Annotated in this window: 21 protein-coding genes and 1 riboswitch; of the genes, 5 read left to right on the top strand and 16 right to left on the bottom strand. The window is 35.4% G+C overall.

Features of this window, described 5'->3' with window-relative positions; translation table 11 throughout:
• Positions 1–48 precede the first annotated feature (48 nt).
• From RM520_RS05790 to RM520_RS05750, 9 genes are all read right to left on the bottom strand, one after another.
• Positions 49–1,296: a sulfate adenylyltransferase subunit 1 gene (locus tag RM520_RS05790; RefSeq protein WP_311387289.1), complete on the bottom strand. Its 1,248-nt coding sequence runs from the start codon at positions 1,294–1,296 to the stop codon at positions 49–51.
• Positions 1,297–1,298: 2 nt separating this feature from the next.
• A complete protein-coding gene (cysD, locus tag RM520_RS05785; RefSeq protein ID WP_311387396.1) occupies positions 1,299–2,237 on the bottom strand; it encodes a sulfate adenylyltransferase subunit CysD in 939 nt (312 codons plus the stop codon).
• A gap of 96 nt (positions 2,238–2,333) precedes the next feature.
• Positions 2,334–2,951 (bottom strand): phosphoadenosine phosphosulfate reductase domain-containing protein, encoded by a 618-nt coding sequence (locus RM520_RS05780; protein WP_311387288.1) that lies wholly within the window; start codon positions 2,949–2,951, stop codon positions 2,334–2,336.
• A 6-nt stretch (positions 2,952–2,957) separates the two neighbouring features.
• On the bottom strand, positions 2,958–3,224 hold the full coding sequence (locus RM520_RS05775) for a DUF2061 domain-containing protein (protein ID WP_311387287.1): 267 nt from the start codon (positions 3,222–3,224) through the stop codon (positions 2,958–2,960).
• A gap of 161 nt (positions 3,225–3,385) precedes the next feature.
• Positions 3,386–3,796: an RrF2 family transcriptional regulator gene (locus RM520_RS05770; RefSeq protein WP_311387286.1), complete on the bottom strand. Its 411-nt coding sequence runs from the start codon at positions 3,794–3,796 to the stop codon at positions 3,386–3,388.
• 34 nt (positions 3,797–3,830) lie between these two features.
• Positions 3,831–4,088, bottom strand: a complete 258-nt coding sequence (locus RM520_RS05765; protein WP_311387285.1) for a hypothetical protein — start codon at positions 4,086–4,088, stop codon at positions 3,831–3,833.
• 22 nt (positions 4,089–4,110) lie between these two features.
• Positions 4,111–5,277, bottom strand: a complete 1,167-nt coding sequence (locus RM520_RS05760; RefSeq protein WP_311387284.1) for a trans-sulfuration enzyme family protein — start codon at positions 5,275–5,277, stop codon at positions 4,111–4,113.
• Positions 5,277–8,660 (bottom strand): bifunctional aspartate kinase/homoserine dehydrogenase I, encoded by a 3,384-nt coding sequence (gene thrA / locus RM520_RS05755; RefSeq protein ID WP_311387283.1) that lies wholly within the window; start codon positions 8,658–8,660, stop codon positions 5,277–5,279. Before thrA ends, RM520_RS05760 begins: the two co-directional genes overlap by 1 nt.
• Positions 8,661–8,748: 88 nt before the next feature.
• Positions 8,749–10,041, bottom strand: coding sequence for an O-acetylhomoserine aminocarboxypropyltransferase/cysteine synthase family protein (locus tag RM520_RS05750; protein ID WP_311387282.1), 1,293 nt, complete (start codon positions 10,039–10,041; stop codon positions 8,749–8,751).
• Between the two features lie 121 nt (positions 10,042–10,162).
• Positions 10,163–10,270, bottom strand: a riboswitch (SAM riboswitch).
• Between the two features lie 198 nt (positions 10,271–10,468).
• On the opposite strand from RM520_RS05750, the gene RM520_RS05745 reads away from it, so the two are divergent.
• Positions 10,469–12,181 (top strand): purine-cytosine permease family protein, encoded by a 1,713-nt coding sequence (locus RM520_RS05745; RefSeq protein WP_311387281.1) that lies wholly within the window; start codon positions 10,469–10,471, stop codon positions 12,179–12,181.
• 3 nt (positions 12,182–12,184) lie between these two features.
• Entirely contained in the window at positions 12,185–13,651 is a 1,467-nt protein-coding gene (locus RM520_RS05740) for a mannitol dehydrogenase family protein (protein WP_311387280.1), read from the top strand.
• Here RM520_RS05740 and RM520_RS05735 read toward each other — a convergent pair.
• The 3 genes from RM520_RS05735 to metK all read right to left on the bottom strand — a co-directional run bounded on the left by RM520_RS05735 (position 13,648) and on the right by metK (position 17,512).
• Positions 13,648–14,175, bottom strand: coding sequence for a DUF4442 domain-containing protein (locus tag RM520_RS05735; protein WP_311384744.1), 528 nt, complete (start codon positions 14,173–14,175; stop codon positions 13,648–13,650). The genes RM520_RS05740 and RM520_RS05735 overlap by 4 nt on opposite strands.
• Positions 14,176–14,182: 7 nt before the next feature.
• Positions 14,183–16,114, bottom strand: a complete 1,932-nt coding sequence (locus RM520_RS05730) for a CocE/NonD family hydrolase (protein WP_311387279.1) — start codon at positions 16,112–16,114, stop codon at positions 14,183–14,185.
• Positions 16,115–16,258: 144 nt separating this feature from the next.
• Positions 16,259–17,512, bottom strand: a complete 1,254-nt coding sequence (gene metK / locus RM520_RS05725) for a methionine adenosyltransferase (protein ID WP_311387278.1) — start codon at positions 17,510–17,512, stop codon at positions 16,259–16,261.
• Between the two features lie 260 nt (positions 17,513–17,772).
• Here metK and RM520_RS05720 point away from each other — a divergent pair, with 260 nt between their 5' ends.
• Positions 17,773–18,387 (top strand): deoxynucleoside kinase, encoded by a 615-nt coding sequence (locus RM520_RS05720; protein ID WP_311387277.1) that lies wholly within the window; start codon positions 17,773–17,775, stop codon positions 18,385–18,387.
• Positions 18,388–18,535: 148 nt separating this feature from the next.
• Positions 18,536–19,240: an energy transducer TonB gene (locus RM520_RS05715; protein ID WP_311387276.1), complete on the top strand. Its 705-nt coding sequence runs from the start codon at positions 18,536–18,538 to the stop codon at positions 19,238–19,240.
• Positions 19,241–19,320: 80 nt separating this feature from the next.
• On the opposite strand, the gene RM520_RS05710 is transcribed toward RM520_RS05715, so the two are convergent.
• The 4 genes from RM520_RS05710 to RM520_RS05695 form a co-directional block, all read right to left on the bottom strand.
• Positions 19,321–21,705: a sodium-translocating pyrophosphatase gene (locus tag RM520_RS05710; RefSeq protein WP_311387275.1), complete on the bottom strand. Its 2,385-nt coding sequence runs from the start codon at positions 21,703–21,705 to the stop codon at positions 19,321–19,323.
• A gap of 124 nt (positions 21,706–21,829) precedes the next feature.
• Positions 21,830–22,360, bottom strand: a complete 531-nt coding sequence (locus RM520_RS05705; protein WP_311384738.1) for an inorganic diphosphatase — start codon at positions 22,358–22,360, stop codon at positions 21,830–21,832.
• Positions 22,361–22,430: 70 nt separating this feature from the next.
• Entirely contained in the window at positions 22,431–24,926 is a 2,496-nt protein-coding gene (locus RM520_RS05700) for a DUF5686 family protein (protein ID WP_311387274.1), read from the bottom strand.
• Between the two features lie 155 nt (positions 24,927–25,081).
• On the bottom strand, positions 25,082–26,062 hold the full coding sequence (locus RM520_RS05695) for a pyruvate dehydrogenase complex E1 component subunit beta (RefSeq protein ID WP_311384736.1): 981 nt from the start codon (positions 26,060–26,062) through the stop codon (positions 25,082–25,084).
• 170 nt (positions 26,063–26,232) lie between these two features.
• Here RM520_RS05695 and RM520_RS05690 point away from each other — a divergent pair, with 170 nt between their 5' ends.
• Positions 26,233–26,979, top strand: a complete 747-nt coding sequence (locus RM520_RS05690) for an electron transfer flavoprotein subunit beta/FixA family protein (RefSeq protein WP_311387273.1) — start codon at positions 26,233–26,235, stop codon at positions 26,977–26,979.
• Positions 26,980–26,982 lie beyond the last annotated feature (3 nt).

Raw genomic sequence — 26,982 nt, 5'->3', positions numbered from 1 at the left:
CTAGGTTTAAATTATTTAGTAACCTTATTCATATTAACGGTTTCAAATTCAATTAATGAAACCTACGCCTGCTGTGGCATTTGTTTGTTCATCGATTAAAATAAATGAGCCATTAGCTTTGTTGGCTACAAATGAATCATAGAAAATAGGCCTACTCAATTTTATATCAACCTCACCTATTTCATTTAAATCTAATTTTCCTTCAGACGGCCTGCTTCCTGAAAAATCTGTGGTAATGGTATTTTTAACCGCCGAAATTTTTGACAAAACACGGTTAGTATTGTGTTGAACAAAATATTTATTACCTGCACGCAATTGTTTATTATCCATCCAACAAACAGTAGCACTCATTTCTTTATTTACAATGGGAAGCTGGTCATTTTTAACTAACATATCGCCTCTTGTAACATTTACCTCATCTTCCAATGTGATAGTGACTGAACTGCCTGGACTAGCCCTATCAAATACTTCATCATAAAAATAAATTTCCTTAATCTTTGATTTAGTTAAGGACGGCAAAACCGTAATTTCATCTCCAATTTTTAAACTACCTCCATATATTTTTCCAGTAAATCCCCTGAAGTCATGAAACTGTTCTGTTTTTGGTCTAATAACAGATTGAATGGGGAAACGAACAAAGTCAATGTCATTACTAGTGACTGAATCTATTTTCTCTAATCGTTCTAAAACTGTTTCACCATCATACCATGACATGGCCTCACTTTTATTTGCCACATTATCTCCATTTAAAGCACTCACTGGAACATAACTTACATTTTGCTCATCATAAGTACTCTTGGTATTTAGTTTTTCGAAATTGGCTTTAATATCTTCAAAAACTTCTTCAGCATAATCTACCAAATCCATTTTATTGACAACAACAATCACCTCTTTAATTCGGAGCAAATTATTGATAAAGAAATGACGGTAGGTTTGCTCTATAACTCCTTTTCTAGCATCAATTAAAATTAAAGCAACCTGAGATGTTGATGCACCTGTAACCATGTTACGAGTGTATTCTATATGCCCTGGTGTATCGGCTATAATGTAGCTTTTTCGTGGAGTTGAAAAATAAATATGGGCCACATCAATGGTAATACCTTGCTCACGTTCAGCTACCAAACCATCTGTAGCTAAAGAAAAATCGAGATAATCATAACCTTTTTTCTCGCTACTTTTTTTAATAGCTTCTAACTTATCGTCTGTTAATGATTTTGTATCGTAAAGTAACCTTCCTATCAAAGTACTTTTACCATCATCAACACTACCGGCTGTTGCAATTTTCAATACGTCCATACCTAAAAATAACCTTGTTGTTTTCTTTTTTCCATTGCCGCCTCTGAGCGTTTATCATCAATACGTGCTCCTCGTTCAGAAATTTTTGAATCTCTAATTTCTGCAACCACTTTTTGAATGGTATCTGCATTAGATTCAACTGCCGCCGTACACGACATGTCACCAACAGTTCTAAAACGCACTATACGTTCTTCAACAACTTCGTCTTCTGCTCTAAAAACTACCTCATCTTCAGCGGACCATATTAAACCATCTCTTAAAAAAACACTTCTTTCATGCGCAAAATAAATAGAAGGAATCTCTATTTCTTCGCTTTCAATATAACTCCATACGTCAAGTTCAGTCCAATTACTGATTGGAAAAACACGAACGTTTTGACCTAAGTCAATTTTACCATTTAATAAATCAAATAATTCTGGCCTTTGATTCTTCTCATCCCATTGTCCAAAATCATCGCGTACAGAAAAAACACGTTCTTTGGCTCGAGCCTTTTCTTCGTCTCTTCGAGCTCCACCAATACAGGCATCAAACTTAAATTCTTCTATCGCATCTAGAAGTGTAGTCGTCTGTAACATATTTCGACTAGCATATTTTCCGGTCTCCTCTATTACCTTACCTTGGTTAATAGCATCTTGTACATTTCGTACGATAAGTTCAACACCTAGTTCTTCCACTAATTTATCTCTAAAGGCAATTGTCTCTGGGAAATTATGCCCAGTATCAATATGCATTAAAGGAAATGGAATTTTAGCAGGCCAAAAAGCCTTTTGCGCCAAACGAACCAAAGTAATGGAGTCTTTACCTCCTGAAAATAGTAGAACTGGTCTTTCAAATTGCGCTACTACTTCTCTAAAAATATATATTGCTTCGCTTTCCAGAGCATTCATAGTTAAAACCCCTTCTTGAGCATTGGTCTTCGGCTGTTCTATTTCTTGTAAAATGTTGTTCAAATCAATTTGTTTTATGATTACACCTTCCTCACCATTCTTTTTTGTTGATTAATCTGAGGAAGGTATAATATCCGTTTTCTGATTGTATTATGTATGAAGTCCGCACTCTCTATTTTCAAGTACTTTAGTAGGATCAAAATATTTATGTTCATTAGGTAAATTATGTTCGGCCAAATACACGTCTAATTGGGTGTCTGTCCAATAGAAAAAAGGACTCACCTTTAAAATACCATTACTACCTAAACTCAAAATATCAAGAGAATCTCGATGCGTAGTTTGCCCCTGTCTTAAGTTGGTAAACCAAACGTCTGGTTGGTGTTCATCCATAGCTCTTTTGAATGGTTCTAATTTTACTTGTTCAGTAAATTGTTTATGTTGTGGGTCATTAATATCTGGTATGCCCATAACAGAGTCACGGTGTGAAGCAGTCTGTTTAGGCACATATAACTTTATGTTCAACCCTAAGCGAGCTATTAATTCCTCGGCATGTTTATAGGTTTGTGGTGTATTATAACCAGTATCGCACCAAACTACTGGAATATTAGCATCGACATCGGTAACGGCATGTAAAATAGCCACCTCGTAAGGTCTAAAATTAGTGGTAACCACTGGCTTCATACCGTGCTGAATTGCCCAAGCTATAATTTCTTGTGGTGGTATACCCTTTAACTGAGCATTCCATATTGGTAATTGGTCTTCTGACATTGCTTTTTATTTACCCCAATTAATCGTATTCCATATTCGCTCATGAAAAAAATAGAGCACCATTTTAGTGACCAATTCAATTATTCCAATAGAAAAAGCTAAACTCAATGTACCAGTAACAATCCATGAAATAAGTATAGTATCTAGGGTCCCGATTGCCCTCCAACTTATTGTTTTAGCTATACTTCTTTTAGGACTTTCAGAACTTTTATCCTTTTTATAAGTACGTTTATCTCCTTCTTGTGAGCCTAAAATCAATTGATCTGTAATCATAATTATATTATCCTATAGATTTAATAGGAGTTACAAACATAAAAGATTATTATAATACCTAAAGCCAAAATTGACTTAAATATTAATTAATCCTATAGTTTTAGTAGATTATTAAAAACAAGCCTAATTGTTTGTGAATTTGTAATCGAAAAAACTAAATTTTAAGTGATTAAGTCTTCAAGTGTGGTGTTTCTATATACCTCTAAATTCGCATCACGAACTTTTAACATCAATTTATTTACCGAGCATTCTCCCTCTTCTGGGCAATCTGCACATTTTTCATAAAAGTTAAGACTTACACAAGGTACCATAGCAATAGGTCCTTCTAATACTCTCATAACGGCAGTCATTTGAATAGTTGCTGGATCTTTGATAAGATAATAACCGCCACCTTTACCTTTTTTAGAACCTAAAAAACCATTACGACGCAATGTCAATAAAATGCTCTCTAAAAATTTTTGAGATATATTCTTTTCTTTAGCTATTTCTGCTATTTGCACAGGACTTCTATCGGTTTGAGAAGCCAAGAATGTCAATGCTTTAAGTCCGTATTTTGTCTTTTTAGAAAGCATACGGCTAAGATAGGAAAAAAGTTAATGGTTAGCTCTAAAACAAAAACCCTTCAGCAATCGCTCCAACGGCTAAATTTGCCCAAATGGAAAAAATAGCTAAAACCATCTTTATCCAGACAGGAAGCGTAAATCCGAATTGTTTTTTGATATAGTTGGTCACGGGAGGAAAATACAACAATGCTAAAAGCATTAGGAATACTCCAAAATCAGCATCGTTTCCAAAAACTATGTTTAGGATACCCACTGTAAGTAACAATCCGCCAAAAAACCAACTTATTAGCTTACCAAACATAATTGCAACAAGTTAGTTGAAATTATTGTAGTGCTTGGTCTATATCTGAAATGATATCTTCAATGTGCTCTAACCCAACTGAAACTCGAACCAAACCATCCGAAATACCCGATACAAATCGCTCTTCTTTGGTCAATTTACTATGCGTTGTAGAGGCAGGATGAGTGATAATACTTCGAGAATCTCCCAAATTTGCGGAGAGAGACAATAATTTAATCGAATTAAAGAATTTTTGACCCGCTTCCAGCCCTCCTTTAACTTCAAAAGCTATAACACATCCGCCGGCTTTCATTTGCTTTTTGGCAATTTCAAACTTTGGGTGCGATTTCAAAAAGGGATATTTCACCCAATTCACTTGAGCATGACCTTCTAAAAATTGCGCCAGTTCCAAGGCATTAGCACAATGCCTATCGACGCGAATCGCAAGTGTTTCTAAACTTTTGGAAAGCACCCAGGCATTAAAAGGAGAAAGTGCAGGACCAGTAATTCTTGAAAAGCGATAAATTGTATCTATTAAATCTGCTCTACCTACAGTTATACCAGCTAAAACCCTGCCCTGACCATCCATTAGTTTGGTGCCTGAATGAATAACTAAATCTGCTCCAAATCTAATAGGTTGTTGTAAATAAGGTGAAGCAAAACAATTATCAATCACCAATAACAAGTTATGTTTTTTGGCAATTCTGCCCAGTTCCTCTAAATCTAATATATCAACCCCAGGATTTGTGGGGGATTCGGCGTAAATAAGCTTGGTTTCCGATGTAATTTGACTTTCAATACGATCCAAATCATCTATTGGAAAATAACTATGGGATATCTTCCATTTTGGTAGAAAATTATTAAAAAGTGAATGTGTAGAACCAAATATATTTCCTGCAGATAAAATATGATCACCACTATTTAATAATGCCGCTAAGGTTGAAAAAACTGCGGCCATACCAGATGCAAAAGCAAAACCTGCCTCAGCACCTTCCATTTTGCATACCTTATCTACAAATTCATTAGAATTTGGATTGGAGTATCGAGAATATATATTTCGATGTTTTTCTTCGGCAAATGAAGCCCGCATATCCTCTGCATCTTCAAATACAAAACTTGATGTTAAATACAAAGGGCTTGAGTGCTCTAAGAATTGGGTTCTTTCTGTTTGAGTTCTTATTGCCTCGGTTTCAAATTTTCTATTATTCATTACAACTTCTCTGCAATTCGTAATACATCTCCAAAAACACCTCTGGCTGTTACCGCGGCTCCTGCCCCTGCCCCTTGAATGACAATCGGGTTTTCGCCATAAGATTCAGTGTAAATCTCAATTATTGAATCTGCTCCACTAATTTGACCAAGTGCACTTGCTTTGGGCACTGAAACCAAGTTGACATCTAAAATCCCTTTTTGCTTTTGTAAATCACCATGCAAATCTCCAACGTAGCGCAAAACATGATTCGGTTTTTGATTTTGTTTAATTGAGTTGAACTTTTCATCAATAATTTCTGGTTTCGCTAAAAAGTCTTCCAGGCTAATTTCACCTAAATCATCAGGAATTAGACTTTCAATTGATACATCAGAAAATTCATTCCCTAATTCTAATTCTCTGGCCAAAATCAATAATTTTCTAGCAACATCGTTACCCGATAAATCCTCTCTTGGGTCTGGTTCGGTATACCCATTTTCCATTGCAGATTTTAAAACTTGTGAAAATGATTGATTGCTTTCGGAATAGGTGTTGAAAATATAACTAAGAGAACCCGAGAAGACACCTTTAATTCGTGTTATATTCTCTCCGGAAAGATGTAATAATTTTATCGTATCAATTAAAGGCAAACCAGCACCTACATTAGTTTCATATAAATATTGCTTTTGAAATTTTGCCAAGTTTTCACGCACCAATTGATAATAATCAAAATCTAAAGTATTAGCAATTTTATTTGAAGAAACTAAATCAAAACCGCCGGCTATTAAATCAAAATAATGATTTACGAAATCTGTGCTTGCTGTATTATCTATAGCAATAAGGTTTTCTAAATGATTATTCTTGGCAAATGCTATAATATCACTGACGTCATAGGAAATCGCATCTTTTTCAAAATTAGTTTTCCAATCGCCATGTATTCCATTTAAATTTAATAATGCTTTCTTAGAATTAGATACAGCGAAAATTTTTAAATCAAGACCTTTTCGTTCCTTAATTTTTTCATAGGATTGTAGCACCTGATATATCAATGTACTACCAACAGTACCATGTCCGAAAATTGCTAAATTAATCCTCTTACTTACCCCAAATATTTGCCCATGCATTACATTGAGAGCTTTGTTCAATGTCTGGTTTTCAACTACTAAACTGATATTTTTACCAGAAATGGTATTGTTAAATAATAATGGAACAATTCCATTTTTTATTAAAGCATTATAAGGATGATGAAAAGTGCTCAAATCTTGACCCACAATAGAAATGACTGAAATATCTTTTTTTATGGTTATCGTATTGACGTCTTGAGCGAAAAAATCAATTACAAACTCTGCATCTAAAGCTTTCTTTGCCGCTTCCGCATCAGCAGCTAGAACAACTAAACCAATACCTCTTTCAGATGATCCTTGTGATATAATACTAACATTAATTTGCTGCTTTCCTAAACTTGCAAAGATCCTAGCATCAATACCAACTTTTCCCAAAAGTCCTCTTCCTTCAAGATTAATCAAGGCCACATCTTCAATAACAGATAACGATTTAATGCCCTCTTTAGTGGTTTTAGAACTAATTAGAGTACCAGAAGAATTCTGATTAAAAGTATTTAAAATACGAAGCGGAATGTTTTTCTCAATTAATGGTATAATTGTTTTTGCATGTAAAATCTTTGCTCCAAAATTTGCTAATTCATTTGCCTCAGCATAGGAAAGGTTTTCTATTATTTTAGCCTGATTCACATAATCAGGATTCGCAGTAAAAATTCCGTCAACATGGGTGTAATTTAATACCTCAACAGCATCTAAATAATTTGCAAAAATAGCCGCGGTATAGTTACTTCCATTTCTACCTAAGGTAGTAGTTTCGCCCTTTTCATTTGAAGCAATAAAACCTGTAATAATAGGAACCTCATCCGATTTTAATTCAGAAAAACGTTGTAATACTTTTGCTTTGGAAATTCCTTCTATGATTTGGGCATTACCAAATTCACTATTGGTCTGCAAAAGCTCACGAGCATCAATTAGTACTGCATTAATCCCTTGTTCTTTCAGTAAGGAAACAATTAATTTACAAGAAATTAATTCTCCAATAGAAAGCACCTCATCTTTCGTTTTTAAACTATAATCACCGATTAGTGAAACTCCTTCTAATCGTTTGGACAACTGGCCAATTTCTTTTGTAAAATCTATGGTTGTACTAACAGATTTTTGATAATCCTCAAAAGCCTCCAAAGTTTTAAAATCCAGTTGGCCATTTGCAGCTTTTGCCAACAAGCCTTCTAATGTATTCGTAGCCTGTTGCCTTGCAGACAGCACTACCGCTATTTTCTCTTTATTATTTTTACGTTGTTTAATAATTTTAAGTACCCGTTCTAAACCCTCACCATTGCTCAGGGATTTTCCTCCAAACTTTAAAATTTTCAAACCTTGTTCTTCTTCTGTCTGAAATATTCCCTTTAGTAGTTTTTCAAGCTGTTGAAACTCCATTAAAAAAGCATCGTGACCATGTAAGGATTCTACTTCTCCATAAGTAACGTTATTGTTAGTTTGAGCCAATTGTTTGAATGTTTCCTTATTTTCCTCAGCTGTAAAAAACAAGTCCGAGTTAACCCCGATGATATGTATATTGGTATTACTTTGTTGGATGGCATCAAAAGCTTGATTCCCATTTCTTGAAATATCAATGGTTTTCAATAATTGGTTCATTAATTTATAAGCCGATAATTGAAATCGTTCTTGGAGCTTTTCACCATGATGTAGCAGCCAACTTTCAACATTAAATACTTGCAATTCTTCATTAGTACCACGTTGAAAACGTTCCTTAAACGATTCTGGAGTACGATAACAAAGCATGGCATGCATTCTGGCGTCATGCACTGGTTCTATGGAGTTTATTAAAATTTGCTCTTGAATTTGACAATTTGCAATAAGCCAATCTGTAGACTTCCAATCGGATGCAACAGGGATTAAATTTTTTGTAATACTCGGTTCAATTGCGGCCATTTCCCATGCAATTCCACCACCTAGTGAACCCCCTATAATGGCATATAATTCGTTAATTTCTAGCAGTTCTAATCCATTCAAAAAAACTCTTGCGATATCACCCGCTACAAATTCTTTATAATTTTCTACGACAAATCCATCATACCCATTCCCCGGAATATTGAAAGCAAGAACCGTATAAGTAGTTGTATCAATACATTTACCTACTCCAATAATATCAGACCACCAACCATTTTCACCAGCTACGCTGGAATTACCCGTGAGTGCGTGATTGACCAATACAATTGGTGCTGAATGCAATGGCCGACCAAACAATTCAAAAGACAATTGAATGTCTTGCTTGTAGCCGCTTAGTGTAGAAAAATCCTTTATTTCAAGTTTGTGGAGCATGTTTCAAAATTAAATTACTGTCAGATTGAGCGGAGTCGAAATGACTTCTAAATTATTTACGACACCGCCCGAAATGACAGGTAAAACATTAAGCTAGAACAGGTTTGTCAATGGCCGCAAACGCTTGCTCTAAATCTTCTTTTAAATCATTGATATCTTCTAAACCTACGGAGAGTCTAATCAAATCTTGGGTAACCCCAGCACCCTTCTGCTGTTCTTCAGTTAGTTGTTGATGTGTTGTACTTGATGGGTGTATAATTAACGATTTGGTATCTCCAATGTTTGCAAGTAGTGAGAAAACCTTAGTCGCGTCTGTTAGTTTCTTGGCCGCATCAAATCCACCTTTGACACCAAACGTTACTAAACCACTCTGACCTTTTGGTAGGTATTCTTTTGCTAAATCATTGTATTTACTGCTTTTAAGTCCAGGATAATTCACCCATGCTACTTCCTCTTTTTCTTCTAACCATTCTGCCAATGCTAAAGCATTTTCGCTATGTTGTTTAATTCTGACCGGTAAAGTTTCTAAACCTTGTATTATTTGAAAAGCATTAAAAGGGCTAATGGCACCACCAAAATCTCTTAAACCTTCTAAAATCAATTTAAAAGTAAAGGCCGCTGCACCTAAGGCTTCACTATATACTAAACCATGATATCCTGCAGAAGGTTCGGTAAATTCAGGGAATTTTCCATTGGTCCAATCAAATGTTCCAGCATCAATAATTGCTCCTCCTAATGCAGTACCATTACCATTAATATATTTTGTTAAGGAATGAATCACCAAATTAGCACCATGTTCAATCGGATTTAATAATCCGGGCGTAGCAACAGTATTATCTACTATAAATGGAACTTTAGCGGATTTAGCTTCTTTAGAAATTGCTTTTAAATCTAAAACATCCAGTTTTGGATTTCCTAAGGATTCTACAAAAATTGCTCTAGTATTTTCTTGAACAGCCTTACCAAAATTTGTTGGGTCTTGTGGGTCAACAAAAGTAGTTGTAATACCCAGTCGCGGTAGTGTAACACTTAGCAAATTGAAGGTGCCACCATATAAACTACTTGATGCCACAATATGATCTCCTGCTCTTAAAAGTGTTAATAAACCTGTGGAAATAGCTGCTGTTCCAGAAGCGAATACTACCGCTCCAACTCCACCTTCTAAGGCAGCGAGCCTTTCTTGTAATATTTGATTTGTAGGATTATTTAAACGAGTGTAAATAAAACCAAGTTCTGCTAATGAAAATAGATTCGCTGCATGATCGGTATCATTAAAAACATAAGAAGTAGACTGATAAATTGGTACGGCTCTAGTTCCGCCTGTTTGCGTTGTGTCATGCCCCGCATGTAATGCGTTAGTTGCTAATTTTTGATTACTCATGATTTTGTTTTTTAAAAATTAATTAAATGATTAAAAAAGCCAAACCCTTACTATCCGACGATAGTCTGGTAAAATCAAAAAGTTATAAGAAAGAGAAAAAATAGCGCTAGCTATTAGTTTTTCGTTATCTATTCTGCGAATGCAGATAGAATTTAGCACCTTCTTTGCATAGAACAAAGGGTTGCTAAGGCTTCAAAGGGTCTAATCCCTCCACCTTTCTTGATAACTATTCAATACGTGTTTGAACTTATTAGTACAAATATAACGTCGGAATAAATTAATATCCTAATAGAATTTAGAAATTTAACAAAATCCTAGTGATTTGGTGGGATATCCTTTCATCTGAAATATTAAAAATATTGCTATCTCAATTGTTCTGACTATTTTGAACCATGAAATTAACTACTAACCAACAACAAAAAGCATCATGAATACTTCTGAAGATTTTAAAAATTTAGAACAATTAGACGAAGAACAACTTCCAGTTGCAAAGCACAAATTACATGATTGGACACACTTTGCTGGCTTGTATGCAGCTGAACATGTAGCGGCAACAGAATTTGTTATTGGTGCGACTTTTGTCGCCCTTGGTGCAAAAACCATGGATATTTTATTAGGCCTTTTAATTGGTAATATTTTAGCTGTTCTTAGTTGGACCTTTATTACCTCTCCGATAGCTGTTGACACAAGACTAAGTCTTTACACATACCTAAACAAAATAGCAGGCGACTCCATGACTAAGCTCTACAATTGGGCCAACGTCATCATTTTTTCTGTGATTTCTGCTGCAATGATTACAGTATCGTCAACCGCAGTGAGGTTTGCCTTTAATATTCCGGCCCAGCTAGATTGGTATCCGACTAACCTTTGGTTTGTATTTATTGTTTTAGCCGTGGGTATTGTTGTAGTTTCTATTGCTATTTACGGCTTTAATGCAGTCTCAGACTTCTCTGGAGTTTGTGCACCCTGGTTATTTGTTATGTTTACAAGTGGTGCCATGGTATTACTACCGGCTTTATCAATAGATGTTCTCGATAAAACTTTACCTAGCGGCTGGAATGACTTTATAAATTTAGGTAATCAGTCAATTTGGACTGGACTTGATAGTAATGGTGAGCCCGGTATTGGTTTAATAGAAGTAATTGGTTTCGCATGGGCTGCAAATACTATAACACATTTTGGCCTTATTGATATGGCTCTTTTACGCTTTGCCAAAAAGAAAAGCTATGGTTTAGCTACTAGCACAGGAATGATGTTTGGCCATTATGTTGCTTGGATAGCAGCAGGAATTATGGGTGCTGGGGCAGCAGTAATTTTAGGAAAATCAATTGTAGCTCTTGATCCTGGTGATGTAGCCTATTATGCCTTAGGCTGGTCCGGTTTTGTTATTGTAATTGTTGCCGGATGGACCACAGCAATCACTAATCTCTATAGAGCTGGATTAGCTGCTCAGGCTATTTTTGTGAATAATTCTAGAAAAAAAACAACACTTATCGTTGGTCTAGTAACTATGGTAATTGCATGTTTTCCTTTTGTTTTTTCTCAAATACTACCCCTTCTCACCTATGCTGGACTATTAGTTGTACCAGTGGGAGCGATAGTTTTTGCTGAACATCAAATTTTTCCAAGAATTGGCTTTACAAGATACTGGTCTTCATATAAACAACTTTCCTTTAGCTTTCCAGCAGTTGCTTCCTGGGCAGTAGGTCTTGTTTTTGGTTTTGGTTTGAATGCATTTAATGTAATGTCTTTCTTTTATCTCTTTATCCCAACTTGGATTTTCACCATACTTATTTATACAGTTTTAGCTTCTAGATATGGAGCGAAAGAAGCATATCTGGAAGAAATCAAAAAAGATAGCCTTCAAAAGGAGCAAATTGAAAAATTTCAAGAACTTAAGGCTAGTCAAGAACCAGAAAAGAAACGCGATGTTTCAATTCTTTCGAAACTACTGAAGGTTATCGCCATAATCTCTTTAGGGATTACATTGGCCTTAGCTGTTAATGTTTTGTTTGGTAGCCCTACTGAAATTAGCTACATCGAAAACCGAGAAACCTTTTACACTTATGCATTTATTTGCACCGTAGTTTACTTTATTACAGCCTACTGGAATCTACAGCGTGGAAAATCAAAAAAGTAAAACATGCAGCACTTAAATCAACAAAACCTAGCTTCAATAGATAACCAGATTTCAAAGCCATCCTTTAATAGAAGTATGCTCAAAACGGGTATGGTTCATATTGGTGTTGGTGGTTTTCATAGAGCACATCAAGCTTACTATTTACAAGAACTAGCAACAAAAACCAACCAATATGACTGGGGTCTTTGCGGTATTGGTTTGCGAGAAGAAGACCGCAATATCAGTACTATCCTAAAAAAACAAGACCAGCTATATTCATTATTGATAAAGCACCCTAATGGCACGATTGAACCTCATATAATAGGTGCTATTGTTGACTACAAATTCGCAATTGAAGACCCTCAATCTGTTATTGATAAATTGGCCCATGAAGACACCAAAATTGTTTCATTAACCATAACTGAAGGCGGCTATAATTTCAATCCTTCTACAGGCGAATTCGATTTTGAAAATTCCATTATTCAAGAAGAATTAAAACATCCTAAAAATCCGAAATCAGTTTATGGGTTTTTGGCAGCAGCCTTGCAAAAAAGAAGAGATAATAAACTACCAGCCTTCACCATTTTGTCATGCGACAATATTGAACATAATGGAGATGTAACTAAAAAGATGTTATTAGCGTTTACCCAAAAGCTAAATCCTGAGTTAGCTGATTGGATTGAAAAAGAAGTGAGATTTCCGAACAGTATGGTAGACCGAATAACACCTGTAACTACTGCCGAAGACATTTCTTTTCTAGCTAAAAATCATGATTTAATAGATGATTGGCCGGTTACTTGCGAACCCTTTATACAATGGGTTATTGAAGATAAATTTTCCAATGGTCGACCGGCATTAGAACAGGTTGGAGTACAGTTTGTACCTGATGTAAAACCTTATGAAAAAATGAAGCTCCGCTTGCTTAATGCAGGGCATTCTGTCTTAGGTATTCTAGGAGCAATACACGGGTATCAAACCATTAACGAATGTATTGATGACCCCCTTTTTAATACATTTCTCAAGCAATTTATGGACAAAGAGGCGACCCCAGTGTTAGATGCTGTAAAAGGTATTGATTTAGATACCTACAAACAGAGTTTACTAGATCGTTTTGCCAACCCAAATATTAAAGATAGTGTAAGCCGAATTTGCTCAGAGAGCGCAGCAAAACTTCCTAAGTTTTTGATTCCGACGATTAAGGAAAACTTAGACAATGACGGAAATATTGCTCTAAGTACTTTAGTGATTGCGGCATGGTGCTTTTATTCTGATAAACAAACCGACCTGAACAACAAGCCATTAGAAGTAATTGATAGCCAAAAGGTAGTATTGCAAAATTCTGCTCAAATAGCCCCGCTTTCTTTTATTCAACAAAAGGCTATTTTTGGTGATTTATCAAAAAGTGAACGATTTACAAGCCTTTATGAAGTCATGGCAAAAGAGTTATATAACAATCGTGGTGTAAAAAAGCAGATGCAGAAATTGGTTTAGCTTTTTTTAGATTTTTTTCTTTTCTCTTTGTAAAACTCCTTATCGGCAACGTAAATAGTTTTATGTACTTCACAAAATACTTTAGAGCCCTCTTTGTTCTTTAAGAAGGTAGTTTTTACCAATTCAATTTCATTTTTTTCTACAACATCTTCCTTAATTTGATTGACCTCTTCGGGAGTAAAACTGAATTCCGCATACAAGTCTTCTTTGGCAGGTCTTTTAAAATTTATTTGGGCAGATTTATCCCAAACCACATAATTTTTATCCAATAAATTAATGAGTTGTACCATTGGTATAGGATCAACCGCCGAAAACATGCTTCCACCAAAAATTGAATTCACATAATTTTTATTTTTATAAGAAATAGAAAGTTTGACTTTTATAAAAGACAAGTCTTTACTTACCTTAATAATCTTTCCAGTACTTCTTCGATACATTGGTGAAAGATTAAAACCATATTTAAATAGTTTATGCTTGCTTTCAAACCTATTACCGATTGCGGTTAGTTTCTGATAAATTGACATTCTTCTATTATCTCAATATTGAAAATTCTAAACTAGAATCAGTAAACACCGTATGGGTCTGTGTTTTAAAATCTTCCTCATCCGCTTTAAAAATATTCTCAACATAAGTTTGAGGATTTAAATCAATAAGCGGAAACCAAGTGCTCTGCACCTGAACTTGAAGTCGATGCCCTTTTTTAAACGTATGAAATACATCTTGTAATTTGATATTTACATCAGTCTTTTTATTGGGTGTAAATGGTTCAGGCTTAGAAAAACTATTTCTAAAACGACCTCTTAAAACTTCACTCCGAACCATTAAATGATAGTTACTCATTTTCAAATGATCTTGCATTTCTTCATTGGTTTCTGTATCTGTAGGATGAACATCAATAACCTTAACAATCCAATCAGCTGCGTCACCTGTAGTAGCAACCTTAAGTTTTGCCAAAATATCACCAGCTAGGGTTAAATCGTCTTCTAAAACATCAGTCTCAAAAACCAATACATCAGAACGGCGTGCAGCAAAACGCTGATCATCGGTCATGTATTTTCTTGGTGTAAATACCGATTTTATATCTTCAGAATAAGGCACCGGCTTTTTGACATTACTAACAAATTGAATACCTGTGCTGGCTTGTTGCTCTGCAGATAATACTTGATTTTCAGATAAAAACATTGCTAGTTTTTCCACCCCTTTTGGTGGCCATGAATCATATTCTTTCCATTCTTTTCGTCCAGAGTCAAACACATACGCCTCAGGTAATCCACTATTTGCATCCCCTTTTCCTTTTAAGAAATGATTAAAAAACTTCGTTTCAATATTATCTTGAAAAAAAGTTGAAATAGAATCACCAAAATAATAGTTACCTACTAAATTACGTTCGCTTCTTCTTGCCCAACGCCCGTGATCCCAAGGTCCAAAAACCATCGTATTATAACCCTCTCCATTCTTTTCAATATTCTTATACGTTTCTAAAGGACCATACAAATCTTCAGCATCAAACCAACCGCCAACAATCATGGTGGCGACATGTGATTTTGATTTATCTAAGTGTTGAATCAATCCTTTACTTTGCCATAATTCATCATAATTTGGATGTTCTTTCAACTCATTCCAGAAATAATCATCTGTCAATTCATTTGGTGCCAACGATGGTTGGTCCTTTAAGTCGTATTCAAAATAAGAGTTCAAGTTTTTCAGTGGTCCTTTATCTAGAAAAAATTGGTATTGATCTTCGGTTTTTAAATCAGGTAAAGTATACCAAGCAGTGTCAATAGGTTGGTCGCCATTAGGTCTAGGCGTTCCAAATAAAGAGGTCGCCCTAAAATAACTCAATAGGTAAGCACCATTATGATGAAAATCATCAAAAAAGAAATCACCAATACATGCCTGAGGTGAAGAGGCTTTTAAAGCTGGGTGTGCATCTATTGTTGCATAGGTAGCATACATACCTGGATATGAAATTCCCCATACGCCAACATTGCCATTATTACCTTCTATATTGTTTATCAGCCAATCAATGGTATCATAAGTATCAGTGCTCTCATCTACTTGAGTACTATCCGTTTTATTAGGGATATAGGCACGCATATTCTCGTAATGCCCTTCACTTAACCAACGGCCACGAACATCTTGATAGACGATAATATTACCTTCTTTCATCAGGTTAACATTCGGACCTATTTGTCTTCTATATTGCATTTCTCCATATGGCCTAGAACTATATGGCGTACGCTGCATAAGAATTGGATATTCTTTTGAGGCGTCTTTAGGGGAGTATATGGTCGTATGAAGTGTTGCACCATCTCGCATTTCAATATCAACCTCTTGCTTGTCATAGTTATTGGCAACATAATTCTCCTCAATTTCTACCACGCCTTCTTTGGTGGTTTTCTTGCAGGAGACAATAAATAGCGCTAACAAGACTAAAATGACAGGTTTAAATATGAACTTCATAATGATTGATTTGATTTCATAAAACTACAAAGGAATATGAGGCAACCCAAATAAAAAAGAGGGCATTATAAAGCCCTCCTTTTTATATTTATTATCCGTTTTTAATTTGTGGAATCAGAAGAACAATATAGCCAACTTTAAATTCTAAATACCGAAACTAGCTTTTACTTCACTCACCTTGTCTAATTTTTCCCATGTAAAAAGCTCAACATCTTTTTCGATTCTACCGTTATATGGTGATTCAAAAACTTTAGTGACGATTTCAGGATTTTTACCCATATGACCATAAGCAGCAGTTTCCAAATAAATAGGATTTCGCAGTTTTAGTCTTTCTTCAATAGCAAAGGGACGCATATCAAAAAGTTGAGCTACTTTTTTTGCAATTTGACCATCCGTTAAATCTACTTGTGCTGTGCCATAAGTATCAACGAAAATCGAAGTGGGTTCTACAACCCCAATGGCATAACTAACTTGAACCAATATTTCATGAGCTACTCCAGCAGCTATTAAATTTTTAGCAGCATGTCGAGCTGCATAGGCAGCACTTCGGTCTACTTTACTTGGGTCTTTACCACTAAAAGCTCCTCCTCCATGAGCACCTTTTCCACCATAGGTATCCACTATAATCTTTCTTCCTGTTAATCCAGTATCACCATGCGGGCCCCCGATAACAAACTTTCCCGTAGGGTTAATATGATATTGAATTTTATCATCAAAAAGTTCTTGAACATGAGTTGGGAATTGCTCCACCACTTTAGGAATCAAAATAGAAATAATATCAGCTTTGATTTTCGTAAGCATTTTCTCATCATCATCAAAATCATCATGTTGCGTTGAAACAACAATAGTATCAATCCTTTGTGGTACATTATCATCGGAATACTCGATAGTTACCTGAGCTTTCGCATCTGGTCTTAGGTATGGAATTTCAGATGAAGCTTTGCGTAAATCTGCTAAAACCTGAAGAATTTTATGAGAGATATCTAGTGCCAAAGGCATATAGTTTTCTGTCTCTTTAGTTGCGTAACCAAACATCATTCCTTGATCACCTGCACCTTGTTCCTCTTTTGTAGCTCTATCAACCCCTTGGTTAATATCTTGTGACTGTTCATGTATTAAAGAAATAACACCGCATGAATCTCCGCTAAACTGGTATTCTCCTTTGGTATACCCGATCTTATTAATCACCTCACGCGCTATGGTTTGTAAATCTAAATACGTATTACTCTTGACCTCACCAGCTAGCACTACTTGACCTGTTGTAACAAGCGTTTCACAGGCGACCTTACTTTCTGGATCAAAAGCCAAAAAATTATCTAAAAGCGCATCACTAATTTGGTCTGAAACTTTATCTGGATGTCCTTCACTTACAGACTCCGATGTAAATAAATAAGCCATTAACTATCATATTATAAGAAGATTTGACGGAAAGGCTTAAAGAAGTTTACACTGCTTTTTAGCATTTTTTAAAGAGGTTGCAATCAGTCAAATCCGTCCTCATTATTGAAAGGCAAAAATACATATTTGATATTGAAATTAAAATTTTCAAATCAAAATAAAACCTTGATGTATTTCAACATATATTTTTCTTGTAACTGGATATACTTCGTATATTGCAGACCCCCGTTTTTAAACTAATTAGCCAAAAACACCAAACCATGCACATTGCAGTTGCCGGAAATATTGGAGCAGGAAAAACAACCTTAACCACTTTATTGTCAAAACATTACAAATGGGAAGCCCATTTTGAAGATGTTGTTGACAATCCATATCTCGACGACTTTTATACACAAATGGAGCGTTGGAGCTTCAATCTACAGATTTACTTTTTAAATAGTCGTTACCGACAAATTCTAAATATCAGAGAAGGTGGTAAAAAGGTAATACAAGATCGAACCATTTATGAGGATGCTCATATTTTTGCGCCTAACCTTCATGCAATGGGTCTGATGACCAATAGAGACTTTGAGAATTATAAGAGTCTATTTGAACTGATGGAAAGTTTGGTACAACCACCAGATTTACTGATTTATTTACGTAGCTCTATCCCTAATTTAGTTGATCAAATACATAAACGTGGGCGTGAGTATGAAAACAGTATTTCAATTGATTATTTAAGTCGTTTGAACGAACGTTACGAGGCTTGGGTAAATACCTATGAAAAAGGAAAACTATTAGTAATTGATGTTGATGCTTTAAACTTTGTTGATAATCCTGAAGATTTAGGTGAAGTCATCAATAAGATTGATGCTGAAATTCATGGTTTGTTTTAAACCAGCTAAAAATTAAATATCATCCTAGATTCAATATTTCTTGTTTTTAAAATATATTCCCTCATTCAAAACGTCTGTTCCCTCATTCTAGCTTTTTAAAGCATTAGCGATACGCTACTTTCATTGTATAACTATAAAATTTGATACGATGGAAGCTAAAAAGAAAGAACATCTTAAATTAGAAAAACAAAGTGGCCTATACTTTGCAATCGGAATGACCTTAATTCTAGGATTAGTTTACGCCGCCTTGGAATGGAAGACATTTGACCAAATAATAAATGGCACATTTGGTCAGTTAGAAATACCTGATTCATTGGAAGAAGAAATACCACCTTTAGTGCAGCTACTACCTCCGCCACCACCAAAAATTCAAGTTCCAGAATTCCTTGAAATTATTAAAAATGATGACCCTGAGCCAGAAACTTTTATTGAGCCTACAGAAGCTAACCAAAATACTGAAGTTGCATCTGTTACTTCAATCGAATTTGCAGAGGAAGAAACCCCGGAAGAGGTCATATTTATAAATGTCGAAGAAGTCCCTGTTTTCCCTGGTTGTGAAAAATCAGATGATAAACGTGCCTGCTTTCAAGAAAAGATGCTAAAACATGTAAGAAAGAACTTTAAATACCCAGAAAATGCCATTGATATGGGTTTACAGGGAAAAGTTTACTTACAATTCACTGTTCAAAAAGATGGCACTATTGGGGGGTTAAAGATGCGAGGTCCTCATCAAATTTTAGAAAGTGAAGCAGCAAGAATCATTTCAAAACTTCCAAAAATGAAGCCTGGAAAACAAAGAAATCAAGCAGTGAAAGTTCCGTTTAGCATTCCTATTACCTTTCAGTTGCAGTAACAAAAAAACCTGCAAAGCTAACTTTACAGGTTTTGGTTGGTTGGAGGACCTTCCGATTAATTCGGAAGGTCTAGCCAAACTTATTCTATCGTAATAGACTTATTATAAGCCTCTACTTGAGTTTTTACCTCTTCTTTAGTAGCTCCAGTAAATTCTTTTACTGTTTCTGTTACCACTTCTCCATTAGAAGTAGCAGTTGAAGTAACAACAGCTTTGAAAGAACCATCTTCAACATTGCTCACTTCAACACGAATTTGTTGTTCCATTTGTTTTTCAACAACCTCTGTAGCAACTTTTTCTTGATTATAAGCCATCATGCTATCTGCGCTAATTGCGATACTTGGTGCAATTACCAAAGCTACAACCGACATTAATTTCAATAAGATGTTTAACGAAGGACCTGAAGTATCTTTAAATGGATCACCTACAGTATCACCAACAACAGCGGCTTTGTGGGCATCAGAACCTTTTTTACCGTCACTTTCGATAGTTTTCTTTGCATTATCCCACGCACCACCAGCGTTAGACTGAAAGATTGCCATTAATACACCACAAGTAGTAACACCTGCCAATAGACCACCTAACATTTCTGCACCACCAATAAATCCAACAGCTACAGGCACAGCGATTGCTAATAAACCTGGTAATACCATTTCTTTAATAGAAGCTTTGGTTGAAATATCAACACACTTATCATATTCAGCTAAACCATCAGCAGCATCAAAAGTTGCTCTTTGTTCTGGTGTAGCTTTAGACATATCTGAATCAACATCTCTCATAACTTCCAACGCAGCCTTTAATTCAGGAATATCTCTAAACTGACGACGAACTTCTTCAATCATTGCCATCGCAGCTCTACCAACCGCATTCATAGAAAGGGCAGAGAAAACAAATGGTAACATACCCCCTACTAGCAAACCAGCCATAACTGTTGGTTTTGAAACATCAATAGCAGTAACATTGGCAGTTTGCATGAAAGCAGCAAATAATGCTAATGCCGTTAAGGCTGCTGAAGCAATTGCAAAACCTTTACCAATCGCAGCTGTAGTATTACCAACAGCATCTAATTTATCAGTACGCTCTCTTACTTCTGGTTCTAATTCTGCCATTTCAGCAATACCACCAGCATTATCAGAAATAGGCCCGTAAGCATCAACGGCTAGTTGGATACCAGTGTTTGCTAACATTCCCACCGCAGCAATTGCAATACCATAAAGACCAGCAAAATGATGAGAAACTAAAATTGCAGCAGCAATTAGAATAATAGGAAACATAGTAGACATCATACCTACGCCTAAACCAGCAATAATGTTTGTTGCAGCTCCTGTTTCAGACTGACGTACAATTGAAGTTACTGGTTTTGTACCTGTACCTGTATAATATTCTGTTACTTTACCTACGGCAAGACCAGCAACTAAACCAGCAAGTACTGCCCAGAAAACACCCATTGCTCCGTATGTTTCACCACCGAATATCCAGCTTTCTGGTAACATGTTTGTGATGATAAAATAAGAAGCAATTAACATTAAGAAAGCAGACCCAAATTCACCAATATTTAAAGCGGTTTGTGGGTTACCACCATCTTTAACTTTTACAAAAAAGGTACCTATTATGGACATAATAATTCCTATAGCAGCAAGCACCAATGGAAGGTAAACTGCACTTAAACCATCAAAACCATCAGCTTTAAATACGTCCATTCCAACAAACGCAGCGCCAAGAACCATAGTACCTATTATAGACCCAACATAAGATTCAAAAAGGTCAGCTCCCATACCAGCAACATCACCTACGTTGTCACCAACGTTATCTGCAATTGTTGCAGGGTTCAAAGGGTGATCTTCAGGAATACCAGCTTCTACTTTACCAACTAGGTCAGCACCAACATCAGCAGCTTTGGTATAAATACCACCACCAACACGAGCAAATAATGCAATTGAAGATGCTCCAAGAGAGAAACCAGATAGTACATTCAATACTTCACCAAGCTCCCAACCTTGTCCACTATATATCATAAAAAGTCCGCTAAGGCCTAAAACACCAAGACCTACAACACCAAGACCCATTACAGCACCACCAGCAAAAGCCACTTCTAAAGCTTTACCCAATGAAGTTCTAGCAGCATTCGTTGTACGAACATTCGCTTTGGTTGCCACTTTCATTCCGATGAAGCCAGCTAAAGCTGAACAAATAGCACCTACAATAAATGATACAGCGACCATTCCGTTAGATCCTTCTTCACTTGTTCCTTTAAAGAATAATAGAATTGCCACAGCAACAACGAAGATGCTCAATATCTTGTATTCCGCTTTTAAGAAAGACATTGCACCATCTGCAATATTTTTGGCGATTCTTGCCATTTTAGCGTCACCAACTTCTTGCTTTGATACCCATCCGCTTTTAATAAAAACGTACAATAGGGCCAAAACTCCGAAGGCAGGTAAAAACTTTACGATTAATTCCATAGTTGTTAGTTAATTATGAGTTTTTTAAGAAATTTTTAATGCCAGCAAATGTAGTAAAATAGCCACTAATAAAAAAAGCATCCCGAAAATTGCGGAATGCTTAAAATCAAATACAAAGAATTGATTAAATCATAAATGTGCGCTTCAGTTTATGCTCACTTTCATCGTAGCGTTTTACGCACTCATGATAAATTTCAATTGCCTCTTTGGCATCGCCCCAACCACCAGTATCGACCTTTTTTTCCTCTAAATCTTTATAGACCTTAAAAAAATGCTCAATCTCTTTAATACGATGAGGGTTTATATCATTGATGTCATCCTTTTTATTCCAAACTGGATCATTTACCGGTACACAGATAATTTTTTCATCTGGGCCTTTTTCATCGGTCATATGAAAAACCCCGATTGGTTTTACCTCCATCACTACCATTGGATATGTCGGTTCTGTGGTCATTACCAAAACATCAAGTGGATCATGGTCTAAAGCCAAAGTTTCTGGAACAAAACCATAGTCACCAGGATACATCATTGATGAAAACAATGTTCTATCAAAACGAATTTTATTTAAGGTAAAATCGTATTCATATTTATTTCTACTTCCTTTTGGTATCTCTATTAAAACATCAAAAGTTACTTCTTCTTTTTTCTTTGACATTACAACTATTTATAGTTCTTAATTGGGTATAAACGGCTAAAATACCCCTTAATTGCTTCCGATACATTAACTAAAAATTAAATCCGAATGTTCCGGTGACACCAAAGGCTCGAGCATCGGGATTCTCTAAATAATTTCCTCTAAAATTAAAATCAATTCTAAAGATTTTAAAAATATTACCTATCCCTAGTGAATACTCCCAGTAGATTTCATCACTTGGTGCTAACAACGGAATGTTTGTGGGTGCACTCAAAGCAATATTCTCATCAGAAATTGTACCCCAGGCACCTCGTAATCCTACTATTTCACGAAGATTGAGTTTTCTCAAAAAAGGAATTCTCGAAAAAAGACGCCCATTAAAATTATGTTCTAAATGCAAAGTAGCATAGGTATCAGTTACAAACTCATAAAAGTCGAGGTTTGGAAAAGTATTATATAGTGAAAACAAAGTTTGATTACCAGGTACCACACTCAATAGACCCAATGGAACTTCACCGAAAGTTTTACCTAACTCCACTGTACTGGTCAAACGGCCAAAACCTCCTAATTGCCATGGCTGCGTATATGAAAACTGTAATCTTTGATAATCAAAATCACTTTCTAAAAACTCACTCAACCCAACGGTGCAATTCAATAAAAGCGTACTGTAATTCTCATTAACATCATACCGTTCCACACCATATCCAATAGTTTTTTTACCTGGTGTGTAAATTATGGTGGTATTAATATCAAATTGCTTTATTTCTGAAGATATACCGGTAGGTGAATCTTCATCTATATAATCTAAACTAAAATCTTCTGGTAGTGCTGAGCTTAAAGTTCTGAAAGAACTACCTAAAGAGAATCTGAAGTTTTTGACAGGCTCCATTTCAAGATTAATAACCCCTAAATTAATACTAGTCAACCTATTGTTATTACCCACGGAGACTAGCGCTGACGATGCTATACTTCTGCCAAGCACATCATTCGTGCTCGTTAGGCTTATTCCAAGTTGCTCAACATCCCGCCTATGGCCACCAGATAAAATCAGCCTACTTTTTCTGTCTAACATAAACTTGCCAGAAAGTCCGTGTTTGAACTTTTTGTCGGTAAAGCCGTATGCCGTATAAGCTTCAATTCTCCATGGATCATTCTGACTAAAAAATGTTCTTGCACCAGCTCTCACTCTTATTCCTTCGGCATCATTAAAACCAAATGTGCTGTACAGGTCTCCAATATCAAGATTCCACTTGTCAATTTCAACATAACCCGAGGCCAAAATACTGGCTACGTTATAAAAAGTATTAAACTTTGGAACTGTTTTTAAAGTATCTAACAACTTGAAAATCCCAGCTTCATCTTCATTTAAACTTTCTAAACGGGCGTTCTTCCAAAAGATACTATCGCGTTGAAAAACATTGGTGTCATATGGATCGGAGACTGATTTATAAAAAGATTCTGGATGCTTTACGTTAAAAATATAATTGTCATAAACCGTAGTTCGTTTACCATATACACCTTTTGATTTCTCTTTTTTAGAGAAGGCAAAATCACTTAACATATAATCCCGCTTGAGTAAGAATACAGAATCACTTATCACATCAAAATCTTGTTCAATATAAATCTCTTTTACCCAATTAATGTTGGCACTTTTGGTAACCTCCATATTGATTTTTTTAATGGCAAAAGTGGTGTCATTGACCCAAAAATCTCCTTTAAAGGTAAGTTCATTTTTTCTACGTGGATAGTAAATGATATTGTAACACCATTTGTTATCAATATAAGTACTATCTGATAAAACGTAATTATAGGTATCAACTCCTGTTTTTGATAAAGGACTTGTAAAACTCTTATCAAAGAATTTTAAATAGTTGTTATATATATCATAATCAGTGTATAAATCTTCAACAAAAGCAGTAATAGCTTGATTGCCACCAAAACCCGAGTTTTTATTTCCCAGAACCTCTTCTTTCTCCAGTTCAAATTCATTATTACCATAAATTTTTGAAGAAACTTCATTTAAAAAGATTGGGAGATAAGTTTTACCAGTTATTCTAGAAGTATCCAAATCATTAAAAACAAATTCCATCCCTTTAAAAACCTTACTTTTTATTAAAGCACTATCGATAGTATTTAAATCAAACTCAATTTTCTCATACTTATCGTAGTCATAGCTTTTAAACTTTCGAACGCCGTTTTCCCTTTTTTTAGCCCATATTTTTTTAAGAATGTCTATCGCTGGATTATTTTTCTTGGATTGCTTACCGGTGTAAACAATAACCTCATCTAATTGTTCCGTAGATTCAACCATGATAATTTTCATATCATAATTTACTTTTTTATCCAGTACAATCTCTTGAGTATCATACCCTATAAAAGAGACTATTAAAGTATCATAAGTACTATCGGCCTCTAGGTAAAATCTCCCATTATCATTGGTAATTGTTCCTTCTGATGAATTCTTAAAAACAATATTCGCAAAAGCTACTGGGGCATCATATTCATCAAGAATAATACCACTCACTTTTGATTGCGAATGAACAATAACAACTACTAAAAGAAAAAGAGTGAATAGGAACTTCTTCATGTTTTGATATGTCGTATTAAAATGAAAATCTTAAAAGTTTTCAATTCAATGTGGTCAATTTGATTTTAAAAGTAATTTTCTATCAAAAACTATTCCTTAAAAAAAAGCCTTGCCGATTTTAATCGACAAGGCTAATATAACTTACAATTTGCTATTTAGTCCTTATATAACACTTTCTTAACGCCCTTAACGACATCACTACTGTTCGGTAACCATTCAGCTAAAAGTACTGGTGAATAAGGTGCAGGAGTATCTGCCGTATTTATTTTTACCACTGGAGCATCCAAATAATCAAACGCTTTGTCTTGAACATGATAAATAATTTCGGTAGAAACATTACCAAAAGGCCATGCTTCTTCTAAGATTACCAATCTATTTGTCTTTTTAACTGAATTAACAATAGAATCAATATCCATTGGCCTAACAGTTCTTAAATCGATTATTTCACAACTAATGCCTTCTTTTTCTAATTCATCAGCAGCTTTATAGGCTTCTTTTATAATCTTCCCAAAAGAAACAATAGTTACATCTTTTCCTTCACGTTTAATATCGGCAACACCTAAAGGGATGGTATAATCACCCTCAGGCACATCTCCTTTATCACCATACATTTGTTCAGACTCCATAAAAATTACTGGGTCATTATCACGTATAGAGGCCTTTAATAAGCCCTTTGCATCAGCTGGGTTTGAAGGCACTACTACTTTTAAACCAGGGCAATTAGCATACCAGCTTTCAAAAGCCTGCGAATGTGTTGCTGCCAGTTGACCTGCAGAAGCCGTTGGGCCTCTAAATACTATTGGACATGGTAACTGCCCGCCAGACATTTGTCTAATTTTGGCGGCATTATTGATAATTTGATCAATACCAACCAAGGCAAAGTTAAAAGTCATAAACTCTATAATTGGTCTATTACCTAACATGGCCGATCCAACGCCAACTCCAGCAAAACCAAGCTCGGAAATTGGGGTGTCAATAACACGTTCAGCACCAAACTCATCTAACATACCTTTTGATGCCTTATAAGCACCATTGTACTCAGCTACTTCCTCACCCATTAAATAAATGGAATCATCAGTTCTCATCTCTTCTGACATCGCCTCACATATAGCCTGTCTAAATTGTAGTGTCTTCATATTCTATTGAAGTGTAATTGGGTTTTGAAATTTAAAACGCAAGCAAAAATAGCAAATAATAAAGGAATCATTACAGCTAAAAAATCAAAAAAAGAACAAAATTTTACTATGCATGCATAGTAAATTTGAGAATTTATAGCTATCTTTACGCTCCAAAATTAAAACAACAAATGAAGATTTTAGTTTGTATTAGTAATGTCCCTGACACGACTTCAAAAATTAACTTTACTGAAGGCGATACGCAATTTGACACCAATGGTGTTCAATTCGTTATTAACCCAAATGACGAATTTGGATTAACCAGAGCGATGTGGTTTAAAGAAAAACAGCAAGCAGTAGTTCATGTAGCCACTGTTGGTGGTGCTCAAACTGAACCTACAATTAGAAAAGCGCTAGCGATTGGAGCTGATGAAGCCATTCGAATTAACGCTGAACCTAAAGATGGTTTTTTTGTAGCGAGACAACTTGCTGAAGTTGTAAAGAATGGTGGATATGATTTAGTTATTGCTGGAAGAGAATCTATTGATTATAACGGTGGCATGGTACCAGGTATCTTAGCAACTTTATTAGATATGAACTTTGTCAATACTTGCATTTCATTAGAAGTAGACGGTAGTTCAGCTAAAGCAACTAGAGAAATTGACGGAGGAAAAGAAACTATTGAAACTTCACTACCCCTAGTCATTGGTGGCCAAAAAGGTTTGGTAGAAGAAAGTGATTTACGCATACCAAACATGCGCGGTATCATGATGGCTCGTAAAAAGGTTCTAAATGTAATTGATCCTGTCGATGCTCCTTCACCAACACAAGATATTAAGTTTGAAAAACCAGCCGCTAAAGGACCAGTAAAACTAGTTGATGCTGGTAATATTGTTGAGTTGATTGAGTTATTACATAATGAAGCTAAAGTAATCTAAAGA

This window comes from Croceitalea vernalis (genome assembly GCF_031846405.1).
GTDB lineage: Bacteria > Bacteroidota > Bacteroidia > Flavobacteriales > Flavobacteriaceae > Croceitalea > Croceitalea vernalis.
Note: the sequence above shows the minus strand (reverse complement) of the source record. Positions and strands in the feature narration are given on the sequence as shown.